Genomic DNA, 17,988 nt, shown 5'->3' on the forward strand with positions numbered 1-17,988 from the left:
CGCTGAGCGAACCCGCAGTTCGGCGCGGCACGCTTTCCCCATGGGACGACAGCGGCCGGGGCGCGACGCGCGCACCTCGGGCGACTCGGCGACCGCGCCCGGTCAGCTCGACGACCGCAGCGGCAAGACCTGCGCCTCCTGCGGACGCCGCATCGAGTGGCGCGCCAAGTGGGCCCGCGACTGGGCGAGCGTGAAGTACTGCAGCGACGCGTGCCGCGCCCGCGGAGTTCGCGAGGTTGATCGCGAACTCGAGGCGAGCATCCGCGAATTACTGGATGCTCGGGCCGCGTCCGCGACAATCTGCCCGTCCGAGGCGGCGCGCGCCGTCGCCGCCGCCCGCGGACTGCCGGGCAACGAGCCGTGGCGCGAGCTCATGGAGCCTGCCCGGCGTGCGGCCCGGCGCCTCGTCGCGGCCGGCGAAGTGGAGATCACGCAGGGCGGGAAGGTGGTCGACCCGTCGACGGCGAAGGGGCCGATTCGGGTGCGGAAGGCGCGCTGAGAGCGGCGGCGAGCATCCCGAATCAGGGCGACGCGCGGCGGACACGATCGCGCCGCCGCATCCGGAACCAGCGCTAGCGAATGCGCGTCTGCTGGTGCACGGCGACGCGCCAGCGGCCCTCGCTGTAGACGTAGGTGGTGGCGAGCCGGCGCTCGAAGATCTGCTCGCCGCGCTGGGCCCGCACCCGGTAGACCAGGGTGGCCGCGCGGTCTCCGAGGCGCACGACGCGGTGCTCGCTCATCTCGTACGACTCCCACGACTGGCCGTCGAGAGCGGCGATGGCGGCGTCGCGCTCGATGACGCTGTCTTCGACGATGATCACGCCGTCGGGCGTCATCGCCCGGAGGTAGAAGGTGCCGCCGTCGCCGCGGCAGACGGCGTCCCACCCCTCGTGCTCGGCGTGGATCAGCTGGGCGGGCAGGTCGTCGGTGATCGCCGTCATGCGGCTAGTTCATCGGGTCGACGCGGGTGCGTCAAGCCTTGTGCGCCCGCACCCACTCGTGCATAACGATCGCGGCGGCGGCGGATGCGTTGATCGAGCGGGTCGACCCGTACTGCGTGATTTCGACAGCCTCGTCGGCCGCGGCGAGCGCCTCGGGGCTGAGTCCGGGGCCCTCCTGACCGAACAGCAGGATGCACCGCTCGGGAAGGGGAGCGGCGTCAACCGGGCGGGATCCGGGCACGTTGTCGACGGCCACGATCGGCAGATCGGATGCGCGGGCGAACGCGACGAGGTCGTCGATCGTCTCGTGGTGACGCACGTGCTGGTAGCGGTCGGTGACCATGGCGCCGCGGCGGTTCCAGCGGCGGCGGCCGACGATGTGCACTTCGGCGGCGAGGAAGGCGTTCGCGCTGCGCACGATCGAGCCGATGTTGAGGTCGTGCTGCCAGTTCTCGATCGCCACGTGGAACGGGTGCCGGCGGGTGTCGAGGTCGGCGACGATCGCCTCCATCCGCCAGTAGCGGTAGCGATCGATGACGTTGCGGGTGTCGCCGTGGGTGAGCAGCTCGGGGTCGAAGTGCGGGTCGGTGGGGTGAGGCAGCGGGTGCGGGCCCACGCCGTGGGTGGTGTGCTCGGGGGTGGGGGTGGGGGTGGGGGTGGGGGTGGGTTCGGTGGGCGGGTCGGCGTCGTCGCGGGCCGGGAAGGCTTCGCGATTTGCTGCGTGCTCGGGCGTCGCGGGCAGGTCGGCGGGCATGTGATCAGAGTAGGCGCGCAACACCCGCTGGCCGACCGCGGTCGCGCCTCGTATATGCACCCGCAGGATGCTCGATCGCCTCGCGCGTTCGGTGCGGCTCCTCCACAAAACACCTGGTCAGGAATTGGTTCACAGGAACATAAAGCGCCCCGATGGACAACCCCGCAATGTCGGTGGTCCCTGGTCTACTTCTCTCATGACCAGCCCCGACCCGCAGCGCGAGAGCGACGACACGTCTCGCCCGAGCGCGGGTGCTGGTGCCGGCGAGGGCGCGGGTGCGGGTACTAGCGCGGGCGCGGGCACTCGTGCCGGCGCGGGAGACTCTGCAGGTGACGCGAACACCACGGCCGCGACGACGACCGTCGAGCTGATCAACGTGACCGACGGGGCGACGAACGAACTCCTTGACGCGATCCTCGCGACCGAGCGGGTGGTCGCGAGCGTTCACGCGATGCGCGCGACGGCGATCGACCAACTGTTCACGCACATCCTGACCCGCGAGAACCTGATTGACGCTGCGGCCGGTCGCCCCGTTCCGACCCCCGGCACCGCCGACGGCTGGAACGCCGAGACCCGCGCCCGCCGCGTCGCCGCGAGCGAACTCGCCTGTGCAATGCGCATCAGCGAGCGCCAGGCCTCCGAGCTCATCGAGCAGAGCCGCGCGCTCGCGACGCGCCTCCCGGCGACCCGGGCGGCACTCGCCGAGGGGCGCATCGCCCTCGGTCATGCCGTCGCGATGGTCGACGAGGCCGCGACGATCTCGACCGTCGTCGACGACCGTGATCGGATGCTCGCTGAATCCCGTCACGGCGACGCGGCTGACGCGCTTCCCACCGCTACCGAGGTCGTCGCCGAGTTTGAGCAGCAGGCTCTGCGTCACGCCGAAGTGACGAGCCCGGGTCGGTTCCGGCAACGAGCGCGGCGACTGCGCGAGCGGCTCGAACCCCTGACCCGCGAGCGCCGCTGCGCCGAACGCATTGCCGAGCGCGGCGTCTGGGTCGAGCCCGCGCGCGACGGCATGGCGTACCTCACCGCATACCTGCCCGCCGCCGACGCCTGGGCCGCCTACAACCGCATCAGCGACATCGCGAACCAGCTGGGGCGCACCGATCGGCGCAGCGACAGCATCGCGCGGGCCGACGACCACGCCACCGCCGCTGCTGACAGCGACAGCGACAGCGACAGCGACAGCCGAACCCTGCCTCAGCGGCGGGCCGACGTGCTGCGCGACCTGCTGTTCGACGGCGCGATGCCGGCCTCAGGAACCGGCACGGGCATTCGCCCCACCGTGCTCGTGACCGTGCCGGTTCTGACGCTGCTCGGCCGCGACACTGACGAGGTCGCGAGCATCGAGGGCCACGGACCGATCCCTGACGCCGAAGCGCGCCGCCTGGCCGCAGCGGCACCCAGCTTTATCCGCATACTCACCCACCCCGAAACCGGCGCCACGCTCTCAGTGGGTCGCGACCGCTACGTGGTGCCACGCGACATGCGCATGTGGTTGCGCGTTCGCGACGAGTACTGCCGGTTCCCCGGCTGCGGGCGGGCCGCATCCCACAGCGACGTCGACCACACGCGCGACTGGCAGCACGGCGGAACAACATCCGCCGACAACCTCGCGCACCTCTGCCCCAGCCACCACCGCCTGAAACATCACACCCGCTGGCGGGTGCAACACGACGGCGGCGGCACCCTGCTCTGGACGTCCCCATCCGGCCGCAGCTACCGCAGCGAACCGGCACAGGCGCTGCCGTCGGGGTAGGCAAGGCCGTCGGGGTAGGCAACGCCGTCGGACTATGCGCTGCGGTAGGCCAAGGCGATGCTCACGACCCACCAAACGCTGTCCGCTCGACACTCGCGGTCCACATCAGCGACGCACCGAACGACTGTCCACATCTGCAGCCCGGCGCAGTTCGGAAGAGTGCGAGCGCGTTAGCGTCAGCGCTCCTCGACCACCCGTGATGTGCATGAACCGATGTGCATCAGACAAAGGAGCGCGCGTGATGTAACCGATCAAAGGTCAGCGCCGGCGGGTAGCCGGCATCGCGCATGCCGGTGCCGTATTTGTCAGCATCTTGCTGATCGGAGGGTGCGCCGCCACACCCTTCGACGCACTCACGTCAGACCCCCTCGCCCAGTACGACGGCACCGGTCGAACGGCTAAGACAGCCATGAGCGAGTACACAGAGACGCTCGACCACGTGATGACGTTGGTCGAGCCCACCGAGATGATCGCGCCCTTGCCGCGCTGGTCGCGATCATCTCGGCAGTTGGCGTGCCTGAATGATCATTCGCGAACCATGGTGCTCAACGCCCACGGCGGCGTCCTCGCGCCTTCCGCGAATCCCGAAGCGATTCTCGAACGCATTGCCGACGACTACGAGAAACGCACACAGTGGGTCGTCACGCGCTCAACGGAAGCCACGCCGGGCCGACTGGAGTTCATCAAACTGGAGAACGACAGCGGGATGCGCGCGTACGTGTCTGTCCGAGTCGACACAGCCCAGGCACAGCTCGAGACCCTCGGACACACGGCGTGTTTCAGCCAGCCTCGCGTCACCATCGACCAGTCGAGGTGATGGCCGTGTCGGGCACAACTCGCCTGTTAACCTCGGCGCATGGCGGAGGACGCAGACGGGGCTCAGATCGAGCGGGACCCGTCGCTCGTGCCGAGCCCCGAGCATCCGCACCGCCTGTTTCAGGGTGACAACCTGCCCCTCCTCCAGGCCCTCCCCGACGAGAGTGTCGACCTCGCCTACCTCGACCCTCCGTTCAACACGGGCCGCACCCAGCTGCGCCGCGTCACCCGCCACGAGCGCGACCCCGACGGCGCGCGCACCGGATACGCCGGCACCAGCTACACGATGCACGTCGACAGCGAAGCCCAGTACGCCGACACCTTCGACGACTACGAAGCCTTCCTCGCCCCCCGGCTCGCCGAGGCGCACCGCCTGCTCGCCCCCACGGGCACCCTCTACCTGCACCTCGACTACCGCGAGGCGCACTACGCGAAGGTCGCCCTCGACGGGCTCTTCGGCCGCGACTGCTTCCTCAACGAGCTGATCTGGGCCTACGACTACGGCGCCAAGGCGCGCCGCCGCTGGCCGACCAAGCACGACACGATCCTCGTGTACGTGAAAGACCCGAAGCGGTACCACTTCGACTCCGAGGCGGTCGACCGCGAGCCGTACATGGCTCCGGGGCTTGTCACGCCCGAGAAGGCCGCCCGCGGCAAGCTCCCCACCGACGTGTGGTGGCACACGATCGTCACCACCTCCGGCCGCGAGAAGACGGGGTACCCGACGCAGAAGCCCGAAGGAATCCTGCGTCGCATCGTCACCGCCTCCAGCCGCGAGGGCGACGTTGTGCTCGACCCCTTCGCCGGCTCCGGCACGACGGCCGCCGTCGCCCGCGCACTGGGCCGACGCAGCCTCAGCATCGATCAAAGCGAGGATGCGCTTCGCACCATCGAGAAACGGCTTGGCATCACGCGCGAAACCTGGCCCGACTAGCCTTGACCCATGAGCAACCGCCGCGACGTTGAATGCTGGCTGACCGACATGGACGGAGTGCTCGTCCACGAGAACCACGCCCTGCCGGGAGCCGCCGAGCTGATCCAGCAGTGGCGTGACACCGGAACCCCGTTCCTCGTGCTCACCAACAACTCGATCTTCACCCCGCGCGACCTGGCCGCGCGCCTGCGCTCGTCGGGCATCGACGTTCCCGAAGAGTCGATCTGGACCAGTGCGCTCGCCACCGCCGACTTCTGCAAGAGCCAGATGCCCGGCGGCAGCGCCTTCGTCATCGGTGAGGCCGGCATCACGACCGCCCTCCACGAGGCGGGCTTCATCATGACCGAGACGAACCCCGACTACGTCGTCGTCGGCGAGACCCGCAACTACTCGTTCGACGCGATCACGAAGGCGATCCGCCTCATCAATAACGGCGCCCGCTTCATCGCCACGAACCCCGACGCGACCGGCCCGAGCGCTGACGGCGTACTGCCGGCGACCGGCGCCATCAGCGCGCTCATCACGAAGGCCACCGGCAAAGAGCCCTACGTGGTCGGCAAGCCGAACCCGATGATGTTTCGCTCGGCGATGAACCGCATCGGCGCGCACAGCGAAAACACCGGCATGATCGGCGACCGCATGGACACCGACATCGTCGCCGGCATCGAGGCCGGCCTGCACACGGTGCTCGTCATGACCGGCATCAGCGATCAGCGCGAGATCGACCGCTACCCCTTCCGCCCGAGCGAGGTGCTCGAGGGCGTGCACGAGCTCGTCGCGCCGGGGCCCGTCGAAGTCGAGATGTAGCGGGGTCTCACCCAGAGTTACGGCGTCGACCCCGCAGTCGGGGCATCCGCCGACGGCGGCGCCAGCGTGAGGTTGCCGGTCAGCGGTTCGCCGCTCGACCGCGAGATGAAGCAGAAGAACTCGCGGTACCCCTCAGCCCACTCCTCGGGCGTGACCGGATACGCGGTCTGAATCTGAATGTCGTCGAACGCCCCGGCCTGGCCGTAGTCGATGACCTGGGGCGACGAGCAGGCGAGCGTCAGCGGAGCCGAGATCGCCTCCGGCCCCGGATACTCCTCCGGAGCCTCTGCGATCGGCGCGCGCAGCACCAGCTGGGCCGCGTGCGGCTCGGCGCAGTCGACGACGGTGAACTGCTCCTCCCACGGCGACACCCACGGCTCGATGCACTCCCCGCCGCGCAGCAGCGACCACTGCCACTCGCCGGCGGGCAGCGGAACGCCGTCGGGCACGCCCTCAAGGGGGTCGGGCTCCGGCTCCGGTTCGGGCTCAGGCGTGGGCTCCGGCTCGGCGGTCGGCGTCGGCTCGGGCTCGGCCGCCGTCCACTCCGGAATCCGCGTGCCGAGCAAGAACAGGCCGATCAGCAGCAGAATCGCGCCCAGCACGCCGGCCGTCCACAGCAGCGGCGTCGGTACGCCGCCCCCGGATGCCCGGGGCGCGTCCCCGGGGACGCCTCCCGCCCCGCTCATCGCGGCCCCCGACACGGCGCCCGGCGCGATGCCGCCCGCCGGGTACGCCCCGGCGGGCGCGGGCGCGGGGCTCGGCGCGGGAAGCAGCAGCGGCTCGGGCTCGTACTCACGGAAGTTGCTTTCAGCGAAAACCTCGGCGAGGACGTCGCCATCAACGTCGCCTCCGATGGGCGCGTCGCCGACGCCGGGAGGGGCGGGAGCGCGCATCAGCTCGGTCGCGGCGTCACCCGGCACCTCGGCGGCGGGCATCGCCTCGGTCGGCAGAGGCTCGTTCATGACCGGCATCGCCTCGGTCGCGACATCTTCGATGCGCGGGGGGACGGCCGGGTAACTCGGAGCTGCGCTCGGGTCGGTCGGCGGCTCCGTCGGCAACGTCGGCGACTGCGACGTGAAGGGCAAGGTGCCCGCCGGGTAGCTCGGCGGCTCAGCCGGTGGGATGAGCGCAGGCGGCGGCTGCAAGGCGGGCGGCGGAAGGACCGGCTCGACGAGCGGCGACGGCGGCGGCGCACTCGGCGGGGCCGGCCGCGAGATCAGCTCGGTGAACGTGGGATCGGTGGGCGGCTCGTCCTGCGCGCGCTGCCCCGGGATCCACGGAGCGAGGGGCGGAGCGGGCGATGCAGGCGGGGCCGTGGGCGGGGCCGCAGGCGACGCCGGATCCGTCGGCGACGTGCGGCGCGCATCCTCATCATCACCCGTCGAGGCGGCGTCATCGTCGCCGCCGAACGGCCAGCGACCCTCGTTCTCGGTCATGCCAGCCCGAGATCCTCGAGTCCGATGGCGGCGCGGTAGGCGTACCCGGCCTCTTCGATGACCTCGCGGGCTCCGGTCGCGCGGTCGACGACGACCGCGACGGCGACGACCTCGGCGCCGACCTTCTCGAGCGCGCGCGCGGCGGTGAGCGGTGACCCCCCGGTGGTCGACGTGTCTTCGAGCACGACGACGCGCTTGCCGGCCAGGTCGGGGCCCTCGACCTGCTTGCCACGGCCGTGGTCTTTCGGCTCTTTGCGCACGACGAACGCGTCGTACGTGCGGCCCATCGCGGCGCCCTGGTGTAGCACGGCGGCGGCGATCGGGTCGGCGCCCATCGTGAGCCCGCCGACGGCGACGATGCCGTCGAACTCGTCGATGAGCGGCACCATCACCCGGCCGATGAGCGGCGCGACGCGGTAGTCGAGGCTGACCTTGCGCAGGTCGATGTAGTACGAGGCCTTCTTGCCGCTCGTGAGCGTGAAGTCGCCGTGGAAGACGGCCTCGTCACGGATAAAGTCGATCAGCTGCTGGCGTGCTTCAGTCACAAGCTCAACTCTAACTAGGCTCATTCCATGCGCATCGCGCGAGTGCCGGTGGCACTGACCCGACACACCATCGCGCATGCAGGCCTCAGCCCACTCCAACGGCCACGCGCTATCGTCTGGTCATGCGACCCCTCGCCGGATTAACCGGCACGTGTGTGAGCGCCGAAGCGAGAGTGGCCCGCGCGTGACTGTGGACATCTTGATCAACGCCGCGCTTGTACTGGTGTTTGTTCTCATCGGCGGCGTCTTCGCCGCGACCGAGATGGCTCTCGTGACGCTGCGTGAATCGCAGGTCAAAGTGCTGTCGACGCGCGGCCGCCGGGGCGAACGCGTCGCCGCCCTCGCGACCAATCCGAATCGATTCCTCTCAGCCGTGCAGATCGGTGTCACCGTCGCCGGGTTCGCGTCTGCGGCGTTCGGCGCTACATCTCTCTCGCCCGCCGTCACTCCCCTGCTCGTCGGACTCGGACTCGAGGAGCGCGCTGCCGAGATCGTCGCGACCCTGCTTCTCACCCTGGTGATCGCTTATTTGTCGCTGGTGCTTGGCGAATTGGCCCCCAAGCGGCTGGCGTTGCAGAAGAACGCGCAGTTCGCGTACGTGGTCGCGCCGGTGCTCGATGGTTTTGCGCACCTCATGAGGCCGGTCATCTGGCTCCTGTCCACCTCCACCAACGCTGTCGTGCGACTGTTGGGAGGCGACCCTCATCAAAAGGCAGACGCCATCTCAGAAGAAGAGTTCCGCGACATCGTGGCCAGCCACGAGGGTCTGCCCGACGACGAGCGTCGCATCCTCGACGACGTGCTGTCGCTGCGGGAGCGGCAGCTCAGTGAGGTCATGCAGCCGCGCCCTGAGGTCATCGCGCTTGACGGCGACGAGCCGATCGCGGCAGCCGTCTCACGCGCGCGACGGTTGCCGTTCTCGCGGTACCCCGTCCGCGAAAGCTCCATGGATGACCTCACCGGCTTCGTGCACGTTCGGGATCTCCTCGAGGCCGTCGCGGAGAACCCCGACTCGACCGTGCAGTCGATCGCCCGCCCGGTGAAATGCTTCCCTTCGACGGCTCGCGTGCTGCCGACACTGACGCAGATGCGGGCCGACGGTGACCACATTGCGATCGTCATCGATGAATATGGCGGCACGGATGGAATCATCACGCTGGAGGATTTGGTCGAAGAGGTAGTCGGCGAAATCTTTGATGAGTACGACACCGCGCGGGACGCAGTCGGCGGGGCAACCGACATCGTTGACGGTCGTCTGAATCTGCAGGATTTCGAGGAGGCAACCGGAGTCTCGTTAATCCGAGGCTCTTCAGACACCATTGCAGGATTCGTCGTCGAACAGCTTGGCCGGCTGGCCGCGGTGGGCGATGTTGTCGAGGTCGACGGTGCGACGCTCCAGGTTGTGACGATGGATAAGCGACGGATTGCTGCGCTTCGAGTCATAGCGGCGCCCCCCGCGGAACGGGACGACACATGATCGCGCGACCGCCCACGGCGGCCACCATCGTGCCGTCGCCGCGGCCCTAGGCTCATTCCATGCGCATCGCGACCTGGAACGTGAACTCGATCCGCACCCGGCACGGCCGCGTCGTCGACTACCTGGTGAACGCCGACATCGACGTGCTCGCGATGCAAGAGATCAAGTGCAAGCCCGAACAGTTCCCGCTCGACGGCTTCGAGCCCGCCGGCTACGAGGTCATCGCGCACGGGCTCAACCAGTGGAACGGCGTCGCCATCGCGAGCCGCCTGCCGATGACCGACGTCGAAACGCACTTCGCCGGGCAGCCCGGGTTTCTCAAGGGCCACGAGGGCGACGACGCGCCGCTCGAGGCGCGCGCGCTCGGCGTAACCGTCGCAGGCCTGCGCCTCTGGAGCCTCTACGTGCCGAACGGCCGCGCCCTCGACGACCCGCACATGCAGTACAAGCTGCGCTTTTTGCGCGCGCTCGCCGACGACGCGAGGCGCACCCTTGAGGCCGACCCCGCGCATCCGCTCGCCCTCATGGGCGACTTCAACGTCGCCCCGCTCGACGACGACATGGGCGACCCGAGCTTCGTGCCGGGCGTCTCGACTCACATCTCCCCGGCCGAGCGCGAGGCGTTTGCCGCGCTGGAAGAGGCGGGACTCAGCGACGTCGTGCGCCCGCACCAGCCCGCGGGCTACACGTTCTGGGACTACAAGCAGCTGCGATTCCCCCGCAATGAGGGGATGCGCATCGACTTCATTCTCGGATCGCGCGGCTTCGCCGATCGCGTCGAGAGCGCCCACATTGCGCGCGACGAGCGCAAGGGGGACTCGCCGAGCGACCACGTGCCCGTGGTCGTCGACCTCGTGGATGACGACGAGGACGACGACGACCGGCCGATGATCTTCTAGAGCCAACGCATAGTCCCAGGCTCTACGCTCGGCGCGTGCAACTCGACGACATCATCGTCTCCGTCATGGAGACCCTCGGCGTCTTCGGCGCCGGCCTGCTGGTGGCGCTCGAGAATCTCTTCCCGCCGATCCCGAGCGAGGTGATCCTGCCGCTCGCGGGCTTCACCGCGAGCCGCGGTGCGTTCACGGTCACGGCCGTCATCATCGCCACCACCATCGGCTCGGTCGTCGGCGCCTTCGCCCTCTACTGGCTCGGCCGCCGTCTCGGTGCCGAACGCCTGGCGCGCATCGCCGACAAGGTTCCGCTGATGCGCGGCGACGACATTCGCACCTCGGTGCACTGGTTCGAGAAGCGCCGCGGCGCCGTCGCCGTCTTCTTCGGCCGTTTCGTGCCGCTCGTGCGCAGCCTCATCTCGATTCCGGCGGGCGTCGCGCGCATGAACGTGTGGCTATTCCTCGGGCTCACGACCCTCGGCAGCGGCATCTGGAACACGATCTTCGTCGTCCTCGGCTACATCCTCGGCGCGAACTGGCGCGTCGTCGAAGAGGCGGCGTCGCAGTACGGCGAGGTGCTGCTCGTGATCCTCATCGGCCTCGTCGTCGTGCTGATTGCGCTCGGCATCCGCCGGCGCCGGCGCGAGCGTCAGGCGCGCGGCGAGCATTAGGGCGCGAGGAACGCCGCGATCACGACGAGCGCCGGCACCGACAGCGCCGTCGACAGCAGCACGGCATCGCGCGCGAGCACGGTGCCGCGATCGAACCGCGTCGCGTAGACGAACACGTTCTGCGCGGTCGGCAGCGCCGCGAGCGTCACGACCGTGAACAGTGCGACCCCGTCGAGCCCGAGCACCAGCGCGCCGACCGCCCAGGCGACCACGGGCATGACGGTCACCTTGAGCGCGGTCGCGAGAACAACATCCCGTCGCGCGGTGCCGGGTTCGAGCACGCGTCGCCCGTGCAGCGACATTCCGAAGAGCAACAGCACGGTCGGGACGGCGGCCGCGCCGATCAGGCGGAACGGCTCGAGCACCGGGTCGGGCAGCTCAAGCCCCGTGACCGACACGACGACGCCGAGGGCCGCGCCGATGATGATCGGGTTGCGCATCGGCTGACTCAGGATGCGCCCGAGCGACACCCGTCCACTCGTCGACAGGTCGAGAATCGTCAGCGCGACCGGCCCCGCGACGATCAGCTGAAACAGGATGACGGGGGCAACGAGAGCCGGATCGCCCAACACGTAGGCGGCCACCGGCAAGCCGATGTTGTTCGCGTTCGTGTAGCCCGAGGCGAGGGCGCCGACCGTGGTCTCAGGAATCGCGCGCCGCCAGACGAGCCGCGCTACCAGCGCATAGAGCACGAAGCAGGCGACCGCGGCGGCGATCGATACGGGGAGCAGGGCCGAGAACAGCTGCGCGGTGTCGGCGCTCGCGAGCACCGTGAAGAGCAGCGCCGGCGACAGCACGAAGAACGCCAAGCGGCCGAGCACCGGCTGGGCCGTGTCGGGCAGCACGCCGACGCGGGCGACCACGTACCCGACGAGCACGACGGCCCCGATGATGGCGAACCCCGTCAGCACTCCGAGCACGGGGTTCAGTCTCGCGCACGCGGGGTGGGCGGATGCGCGGGGCTGGGCGCCGGGCGCCGGGCGGATGCTCGCGCTGGTCGGCCGCGGAGCATCCGGATGCGCGGGGCTGAGTAGCGACTACTCATACCGGTTTCGCGCGCCCCGGCGAACACTGGCATCACGGCGCCGCACGAGCGCGCGTCCACCCCGCAGCAGCACCCTTCAGCACCACCCTTCACACCCCAGGAGTAGCCATGACCACCGCACCCCGCATCCTGCTCGCCGGCGTCACTCTCGCCGCCGCACTTAGCCTCAGCGCCTGCGCGAACCCGCTCGACGGCATCGTCGAGGGCGTCGTGAACCAGGGCGTCGAAAACGTCATCGAGGGCGCGATCGAGGGCGAGAGCGGTGGTGACGTCGACGTGTCGCTGCCCGGCAGCGGCGCGAGCCTGCCCGTCAGCTGGCCAGCCGATGTGCCCACCCCAGAGGGCGACGTGCTGTTCTCGTCGGCCGTCGACGGCACGTGGGGAGCCACCATCGTCGTCGCGGATGCGAGCGTCGTCGACGGCATCTACGCCGAGCTTGAGGGCTCCGGCTGGACGATGGTCAGCGAGTCGTCGATCGACGTTCTGAGTTCGCGCAGCTACGAGAACGACACCTACACCGTCAGCGTCAGCTCGGTTCCCGACAGCGAGACCGGTGCGGTGAATGTGACGTACGCCATCGCGTCGAAGTAGGGGCCGCGCGGGTCGAGCACCAGCCGGCAGACCGGCGTGGCGGCGCGGCGTGACAGCGCGGCGCGGCCGTGCGGCGCGTCACCGCGGCGCGTCAGCGCATCACAGGAAGTCGCGCAGCTCGTCCTCAAGCTCGGCCCGCCCGCCCACGCCCAGCTTGCGGTAGACACTCGCGAGGTGGTTGTCGACCGTGCGCACCGACACCCCGAGGCGCTCGGCGATCTCGCGGCTGCGCTCCCTGCGGGCCGCGGCGCGCGCGATGACCCACTCGCGCTCGGTGAGGCCGGTCTGCTCGCGGGCGTCGCGCCCGCGGCGCGGAGTGACCACGGTCAGCGCGAGCTCGGTGGCGAGCACGCGCGCGCGGCGCTCGAGCATGCGTTCGCCCCCGGCCCAGTCGAGCGCGGCGCGCACGGTGTCGAGCGCGAGCGCGTCCAGCCCCATCGATTGGATGCGCGGCGCCAACTCGATCGCGGCGCTCGCGTTGGCGTCGCGCCAGGCTGCGGCGGTCTCCGCGAGCGTCGTGACCAGCGTGCATCCGGAATAGGCGGCCATGCCCGCGAGCGGGTCGGCGAACGCGGCCGCGCCGCCCGCGCGGATGCCGACCGACGCGGTGAGCGCGGTGAGGAGGAGGTGGCCGAGCTCGGCGCCGCGCGCGACGGCGGCCCCGATCTCGCCGATCGCGCGGGCCGGGTCGTCGGCGGCGAGCCAGGCGCGGGCTTCGGCGGCCTGCAGCGTCACCTTGACGTCGTCGAGGTGGGCGGCGTCGAGTTGGGCGAGCAGCGCCTCGGCCTCGGTGGGCTCGCCGAGCTGCGCGGCGACGGTCGCCGCGAGGGCGATGGCGGGCCCGAGCAGTCCGGTGAAGTCGCGCCAGCGCAGCTGCTCGATCGCGAGGCGGGCGAGCGGCTCGGCGTCGTGCAGGCGACCCGCGTGCAGGTGGATGAGGGCGAGCGCGTACGACCAGAGCCCCGCCGAGTCGGCGAACGGGTCGAGCCTGCGCGCCTCGGCGAAGGCGCGGGCCTCGGCGATGCGTCCGTCGCCCACGTCGATGAGGAAAGCATTCAGGTCGAGCAGGCTGTCGGCAAACGGCAGCACGTCGGCGTGCTGCGCGGCGAGCGGGCGGCCCGCGGCGACGGCGGCAGCCGCCTCGGCGGTGCGGCCCGACATGGTGGCGATCATCGCCTGGCCGATCGCGGCGTTGAGCGCGGCGGGGCCAGCGGGCACTCCGGGTGCAGCGGCGTCGAGGCCCGGACCGGCGCTGGCGCTGGGGCTGGCGGCACGGTCCGCGCTTGCACCCACCGGCACAGCACCGGTGTCGCCCGCCATCAGGCGCCACTTCGCGAGGTCGGGCTCGACGAGCGCGCGGCCCTCGGCGTCGAGATCAGCGAGCACGGACGTGAGTCGTTCGGCAGCGTCGCGCGGGGCGGTGCGGCGCAGGGCGGTGTGCTGAGCCCAGCGCAGCTGCACGGCGGCGCGAAGTCCGGGGTCGGGGTGGTCAGGCGCGACATCGCCGGCCGCGAGCGCCGCATCGTCCGCAGCGGCAAACGCGGCATCCGCCTCGTCGAGTTCACCCAACGCAGACAGGGCCGCGCCGAGCGCGAGGTGGGCCCGCGCGCGCGTGGCGAGCGCAGCATCCTCGCCGACGCGGTCGATCGCCCGACGCGCGGCGCGGACGGCGCGCTCGTGATCGCCGACAGCGTGCGCGTACCCCGATGCCCACACAAGGTCGTCGAGCGCCAGCGCATCGCCGGCGTCGTCGCGCAGGCAGAGGGCGGTGAAGCGCAGTTCGGGGGCGCCGAGCGCGAGCAGCCGATCGGCCGCGTCGCGGCGGCGGGCGGCGCGGGCGGCGGAGTCGAGACCGGCGAGCAGCGCCTCGGCGAACACGGGGTGGGCGAGCTGCAGGTAGCCGGCGTCGTCGGTTCCGCTCGACGCGACGATGCCGGCCGACACCAGGGCGTCGAGGGCGTCGCGCTCGTCGTCGCGCGTTGCCGCGGGCGGCCACGGCTGGGCGACGGCGAGCAGTTCGGCGAGCGCCCGCTCCCGCTCACCCAGCTCGGCGATACGGCCGGCGACCGTGTCGATGATGTGACCGGGAAGGCGCGCGGCGTCGACCTCGACGCCGAAGGGACCAGCGCTCACCCGGCCAGCGCGCTCGGCGGCCATCACGAGCTCGCGCAGGAAGAGGGGGTTGCCGCGCGTGGTCTCGTAGAGGCGTTGCAGACTTTCGGGGCGCGGGTCGGCGCCGAGGCGGCGGCGCAGCAGCTCGCGGGTCTCGTCCAGGCTGAGGCCGGTCGTCTCGGTGACGGTGACGAGGTCCTCGTGCAGCAGACGGGCGATCGGGCCCGACAGCGCATGCTCGTCGCGCGCCGTCATCAGGCACGGCACGCCGAACACGCGCACCAGTTGGTAGAGCGCGGCGGCCGAGGCGTCGTCGAGCAGCGGGGCGTCGTCGACGACGAGCAGGTACGACTCGGCGTGCCGACCGACGAGGGCCATGAGCTCGTGCAGGCGCGCCCCGACGTCGTCGATGTCGGCGAAGCGGCTCGAGCCGAGCAGCGGGGCGAGGGCCCCGAGGGGCACGTGCTGCAGCTCAGCCAGGGCGATGACGGGCACGATCGTGCGGCCCCGCTCGCCGAGAGTGTGCGAAACGGCGGCGGCGATGGTCGTCTTGCCGATGCCGCTCGGGCCGCGCAGCATCTGTGCGCGTGCGGGCCGGGCGCTGAGCGCCGTCACGAGCGCGTCAACGTGCGCCGAGCGGGAGATGACCGGCCACGATCTCATCGACGCGTTTCCCCCCGGGTACAGGTGAACGGATGCCCGCCGTCGGCGTGCGGGACGGCCCGCGATCGCGGGTCTGGGGGGACGCTAACAGAGCGTTCTGACGAGAATTCAGCACGCGGCCCGCCGGACGAGGGGCTGAGTGCCGTTTTCGTGTTCACGAGCGATCTTTGGTGACGATTTATTGCACTGTGGATGGCTCTACGCACGATCAATGCGCAATCGGCAACCAAAGACGACGGTTGCGCGCCTACCCTCGAAGAAGGGCGCCCGTGCGCCCGAACGACGACCACAGCACGCTCACTCGACGGGAGGGACACCATGACCGACACCGCGCAGCACACCAGCGCCGGCACCATCATCGGAGAGCCCGAGGTCGTCGAAGACGCCCGCCACAGCGCCGCCGCTGCAGGCACCTCCGGCAGCACCACCGCCGAGCGCCCCTCGCTCACCGCCACCGAGATCGCCGCCCACCCCGCGTGGCTCGCCCTCAAGGCCGCCGCCGTCGCGATCCGCCCGCACCAGGTGCACGACGGCTCGATCCCCGATCAGGATGCGCACCCCGCGGCGCGAACGCACGTCGCGACGATCGCGACGGCGCTTCGGGAACTGGCCCCGAGCATCCCGCACGACGAGGCGTACCTGCTCGCCGCCGCGAGCGATTTCGAGCGGTGGGCCGACGGCGGATTCGACGTGCCCGACTTCTTCGACGCCCTCGACGCGTTCGCGCCGGCCGCGAACCGATACGACGGCGCCGCGCACCTCGCCGTGTTCCCGATGTACACGCAGAACGGCTCGAGCGACCGGCTCGTCGAGGCCGTCGTGTTCGAGGTGATCTGGCCCGACTTCATCGCCGAGCTCGAGGCGAGCGCGTACCGCAACCCGCTCTATCTCGGCATCCGTTTCGCCGACTTCACGCCGGGCTACGACACGAACTCGGCGACGCTCTTCCCCGAGTCGGTCGCCGTCACGCCGCGTGTTCCCGCTGGAGCGCCCGAGGGCACGGCCGCCCAGCTGCCGACGTTCACCTGGGGCGCGATCTTCGCCGACCGCGAGGCCGCCCGCTACCGCCGCGTCGTGCGCGCCGCCGCCGAGATCACGAAGCTCGACCTCCCCGCCGATGCCGCCGCGATGCTCGACGACCAGGGCCTCACCGAGCGCACCTTCGTAATGTGGGACATGATTCACGACCGCTCGCACATGCGCGGCGACCTGCCGTTCGATCCGTTCATGATCAAGCAGCGCATGCCGTACTTCTTGTACTCGCTCGAAGAGCTGCGCTGCGATCTGACGGCCTTCCGCGAGTCGGTCGCGCTCGAGCGCTCCGAGGACACCGACGAGGTCACCCGCCACCACGCGCGCTGCGTGCAGTACGCGGTGATCTTCGACCGCATCTTCCGCTTCGCGCTGACGGGCAGCCGCACGCGCAACTACGACGGCGTGGGCGGCCAGCTGCTGTTCGCGTGGATGCACCAGAAGGGCGTGCTGCACTGGACAGACACCCAGCTCGCCATCGACTGGGACGCCGTGCCCGATGTGGTCGTCTCGCTGTCTGACGCAATCAACGAGCTTTACTGGCGCTCGATCGACCGACCGAAGGGTGCGCACTGGCTCGCCGCCTACGAGCTCGTGTCGTCGGTGCTGACCCCGCACCCGGCGTCGCGCTGGGCCGCCGGGCTGCCGCGCGAGGTACTCGAAGGCCCGCTGAAGGGCTGGACCGACCTCGTCATGGACGACGAGTTCCCGCTGTCCATGTTCTACGAAGCTCTGCAGAAGAAGATGGCGGGCGTGATCGAATCGACCGCCGGCATCACCGGCACGAGCGCGTGAGCAGCGCGGCCGGGCGCACCGTCATCGTGGGCGGGGCGGGCGGCTCCGCGGGCCGCGAGGTCTGCGCCGCCCTCACGGCGGCCGGCGCCCACGTCGTGGCCGTCACCTCCCGGCCCGACGCGCTCGAGGAGATCGCGGCGGCCGAGACGCACGCGATCGACCTGGGCGACGCATCCGCGGTTGAGGGGCTGGCGCGCGACGTGCGCGAGCGCCGCGGCGGCATCGACGGCTTCATCCACCTGGTGGGCGGCTGGCGGCCGGGCGTCGCCGACGACGACTGGGCGTGGCTCGAACACCGGGTGCTGACGACGCTGCGGGTGACCTCGCGCGCGCTGCGCGACGACCTCGGCGCCTCCGATGCGGGGCGCCTCGCGATCGTCAGCTCGGCGTCGGTCGCGGCGCCACGCTGGGGCATGGCGAACTACGTGACGCTGAAGGCGGCGGCCGAAACCTGGGTGCAGGCGATCGCGAACGGCTGGCGGGTGACCGGCAAGCCGGCCGCGGCCGTGACCTTCGTCGTCGGGGCGCTCGACGAGGAGGGCGTGGTCGACGCGCTCGCGCAATCGGTCGTGCACCTGTGGGAACTGCCGGGCGACGCGCTGAACGGCGTCGTCGCGCGCCTCGACGACGGCGAGTAGCCGCGCGGGCTGTGGGCCGCGGGGCGAGCGCCCACGGGGCGCACGATCCGTCGCGCGACGGATGACGCACATCCAC

The 17,988-nt window shown here is 70.7% G+C and carries 17 protein-coding genes; 11 read left to right on the forward strand and 6 right to left on the reverse strand.

The genetic code is table 11. The features are described 5' to 3' along the window. Positions 1-40 precede the first annotated feature (40 nt). Positions 41-499: a DUF2256 and DUF3253 domain-containing protein gene (locus EV141_RS07850; protein ID WP_130485427.1), complete on the forward strand. Its 459-nt coding sequence runs from the start codon at positions 41-43 to the stop codon at positions 497-499. 73 nt (positions 500-572) lie between these two features. Here the strand turns inward: EV141_RS07850 and EV141_RS07855 are convergent, their stop codons facing one another. Together EV141_RS07855 and EV141_RS07860 are read right to left on the reverse strand one after the other, a co-directional pair. Next, positions 573-941, reverse strand: a complete 369-nt coding sequence (locus EV141_RS07855) for a nuclear transport factor 2 family protein (RefSeq protein ID WP_130485428.1) — start codon at positions 939-941, stop codon at positions 573-575. Positions 942-972: 31 nt separating this feature from the next. Next, positions 973-1,695, reverse strand: a complete 723-nt coding sequence (locus EV141_RS07860; RefSeq protein WP_130485429.1) for a TrmH family RNA methyltransferase — start codon at positions 1,693-1,695, stop codon at positions 973-975. 196 nt (positions 1,696-1,891) lie between these two features. On the opposite strand from EV141_RS07860, the gene EV141_RS07870 reads away from it, so the two are divergent. The 4 genes from EV141_RS07870 to EV141_RS07885 all read left to right on the forward strand — a co-directional run bounded on the left by EV141_RS07870 (position 1,892) and on the right by EV141_RS07885 (position 6,014). Beyond that, positions 1,892-3,457 (forward strand): HNH endonuclease signature motif containing protein, encoded by a 1,566-nt coding sequence (locus EV141_RS07870; protein WP_157985531.1) that lies wholly within the window; start codon positions 1,892-1,894, stop codon positions 3,455-3,457. Positions 3,458-3,866: 409 nt separating this feature from the next. Then, positions 3,867-4,274, forward strand: a complete 408-nt coding sequence (locus EV141_RS07875) for a hypothetical protein (protein WP_130485432.1) — start codon at positions 3,867-3,869, stop codon at positions 4,272-4,274. A gap of 39 nt (positions 4,275-4,313) precedes the next feature. Continuing rightward, a complete protein-coding gene (locus EV141_RS07880; protein WP_130485433.1) occupies positions 4,314-5,207 on the forward strand; it encodes a DNA-methyltransferase in 894 nt (297 codons plus the stop codon). 9 nt (positions 5,208-5,216) lie between these two features. Beyond that, entirely contained in the window at positions 5,217-6,014 is a 798-nt protein-coding gene (locus EV141_RS07885) for an HAD-IIA family hydrolase (protein ID WP_130485434.1), read from the forward strand. Between the two features lie 17 nt (positions 6,015-6,031). Here the strand turns inward: EV141_RS07885 and EV141_RS07890 are convergent, their stop codons facing one another. Both EV141_RS07890 and pyrE read right to left on the reverse strand, forming a co-directional pair. Further along, positions 6,032-7,450, reverse strand: coding sequence for a septum formation family protein (locus EV141_RS07890; protein WP_130485435.1), 1,419 nt, complete (start codon positions 7,448-7,450; stop codon positions 6,032-6,034). Beyond that, positions 7,447-7,995 (reverse strand): orotate phosphoribosyltransferase, encoded by a 549-nt coding sequence (gene pyrE / locus EV141_RS07895; RefSeq protein ID WP_185740150.1) that lies wholly within the window; start codon positions 7,993-7,995, stop codon positions 7,447-7,449. The genes EV141_RS07890 and pyrE overlap by 4 nt, the downstream gene beginning before the upstream one ends. A 184-nt stretch (positions 7,996-8,179) precedes the next feature. Between pyrE and EV141_RS07900 the strand changes: the two genes are divergently transcribed. From EV141_RS07900 to EV141_RS07910, 3 genes are read left to right on the forward strand one after another with little or no spacing between them, the layout of a single operon-like run. After that, on the forward strand, positions 8,180-9,472 hold the full coding sequence (locus EV141_RS07900) for a hemolysin family protein (RefSeq protein WP_241969205.1): 1,293 nt from the start codon (positions 8,180-8,182) through the stop codon (positions 9,470-9,472). 59 nt (positions 9,473-9,531) lie between these two features. Further along, on the forward strand, positions 9,532-10,371 hold the full coding sequence (locus EV141_RS07905; protein ID WP_130485438.1) for an exodeoxyribonuclease III: 840 nt from the start codon (positions 9,532-9,534) through the stop codon (positions 10,369-10,371). A 35-nt stretch (positions 10,372-10,406) separates the two neighbouring features. Next, positions 10,407-11,036 (forward strand): DedA family protein, encoded by a 630-nt coding sequence (locus EV141_RS07910; protein ID WP_241969172.1) that lies wholly within the window; start codon positions 10,407-10,409, stop codon positions 11,034-11,036. On the opposite strand, the gene EV141_RS07915 is transcribed toward EV141_RS07910, so the two are convergent. Beyond that, positions 11,033-11,956 carry an AEC family transporter gene (locus EV141_RS07915; RefSeq protein ID WP_130485439.1) on the reverse strand — a complete coding sequence of 308 codons (924 nt, stop codon included), beginning with the start codon at positions 11,954-11,956 and terminating at the stop codon, positions 11,033-11,035. The two genes, EV141_RS07910 and EV141_RS07915, sit on opposite strands and share 4 nt — an antisense overlap. Positions 11,957-12,189: 233 nt before the next feature. On the opposite strand from EV141_RS07915, the gene EV141_RS07920 reads away from it, so the two are divergent. After that, the gene (locus EV141_RS07920; protein ID WP_130485440.1) at positions 12,190-12,672 is read left to right on the forward strand and encodes a hypothetical protein; all 483 of its coding nucleotides are present in this window, start codon (positions 12,190-12,192) and stop codon (positions 12,670-12,672) included. A 99-nt stretch (positions 12,673-12,771) separates the two neighbouring features. Here EV141_RS07920 and EV141_RS07925 read toward each other — a convergent pair whose 3' ends face one another. Then, the gene (locus EV141_RS07925; protein WP_130485441.1) at positions 12,772-15,447 is read right to left on the reverse strand and encodes a helix-turn-helix transcriptional regulator; all 2,676 of its coding nucleotides are present in this window, start codon (positions 15,445-15,447) and stop codon (positions 12,772-12,774) included. Positions 15,448-15,765: 318 nt separating this feature from the next. On the opposite strand from EV141_RS07925, the gene EV141_RS07930 reads away from it, so the two are divergent. Both EV141_RS07930 and EV141_RS07935 read left to right on the forward strand, forming a co-directional pair. Next, positions 15,766-17,274, forward strand: coding sequence for a DUF6421 family protein (locus EV141_RS07930; RefSeq protein WP_130485442.1), 1,509 nt, complete (start codon positions 15,766-15,768; stop codon positions 17,272-17,274). Beyond that, positions 17,271-17,912, forward strand: coding sequence for an SDR family NAD(P)-dependent oxidoreductase (locus tag EV141_RS07935; RefSeq protein WP_130485443.1), 642 nt, complete (start codon positions 17,271-17,273; stop codon positions 17,910-17,912). Before EV141_RS07930 ends, EV141_RS07935 begins: the two co-directional genes overlap by 4 nt. The last annotated feature ends 76 nt before the right edge of the window (positions 17,913-17,988 follow it).

The sequence above is a fragment of the Microcella putealis genome (assembly GCF_004216575.1).
In the GTDB taxonomy this organism is placed as follows: Bacteria; Actinomycetota; Actinomycetes; order Actinomycetales; family Microbacteriaceae; genus Microcella; species Microcella putealis.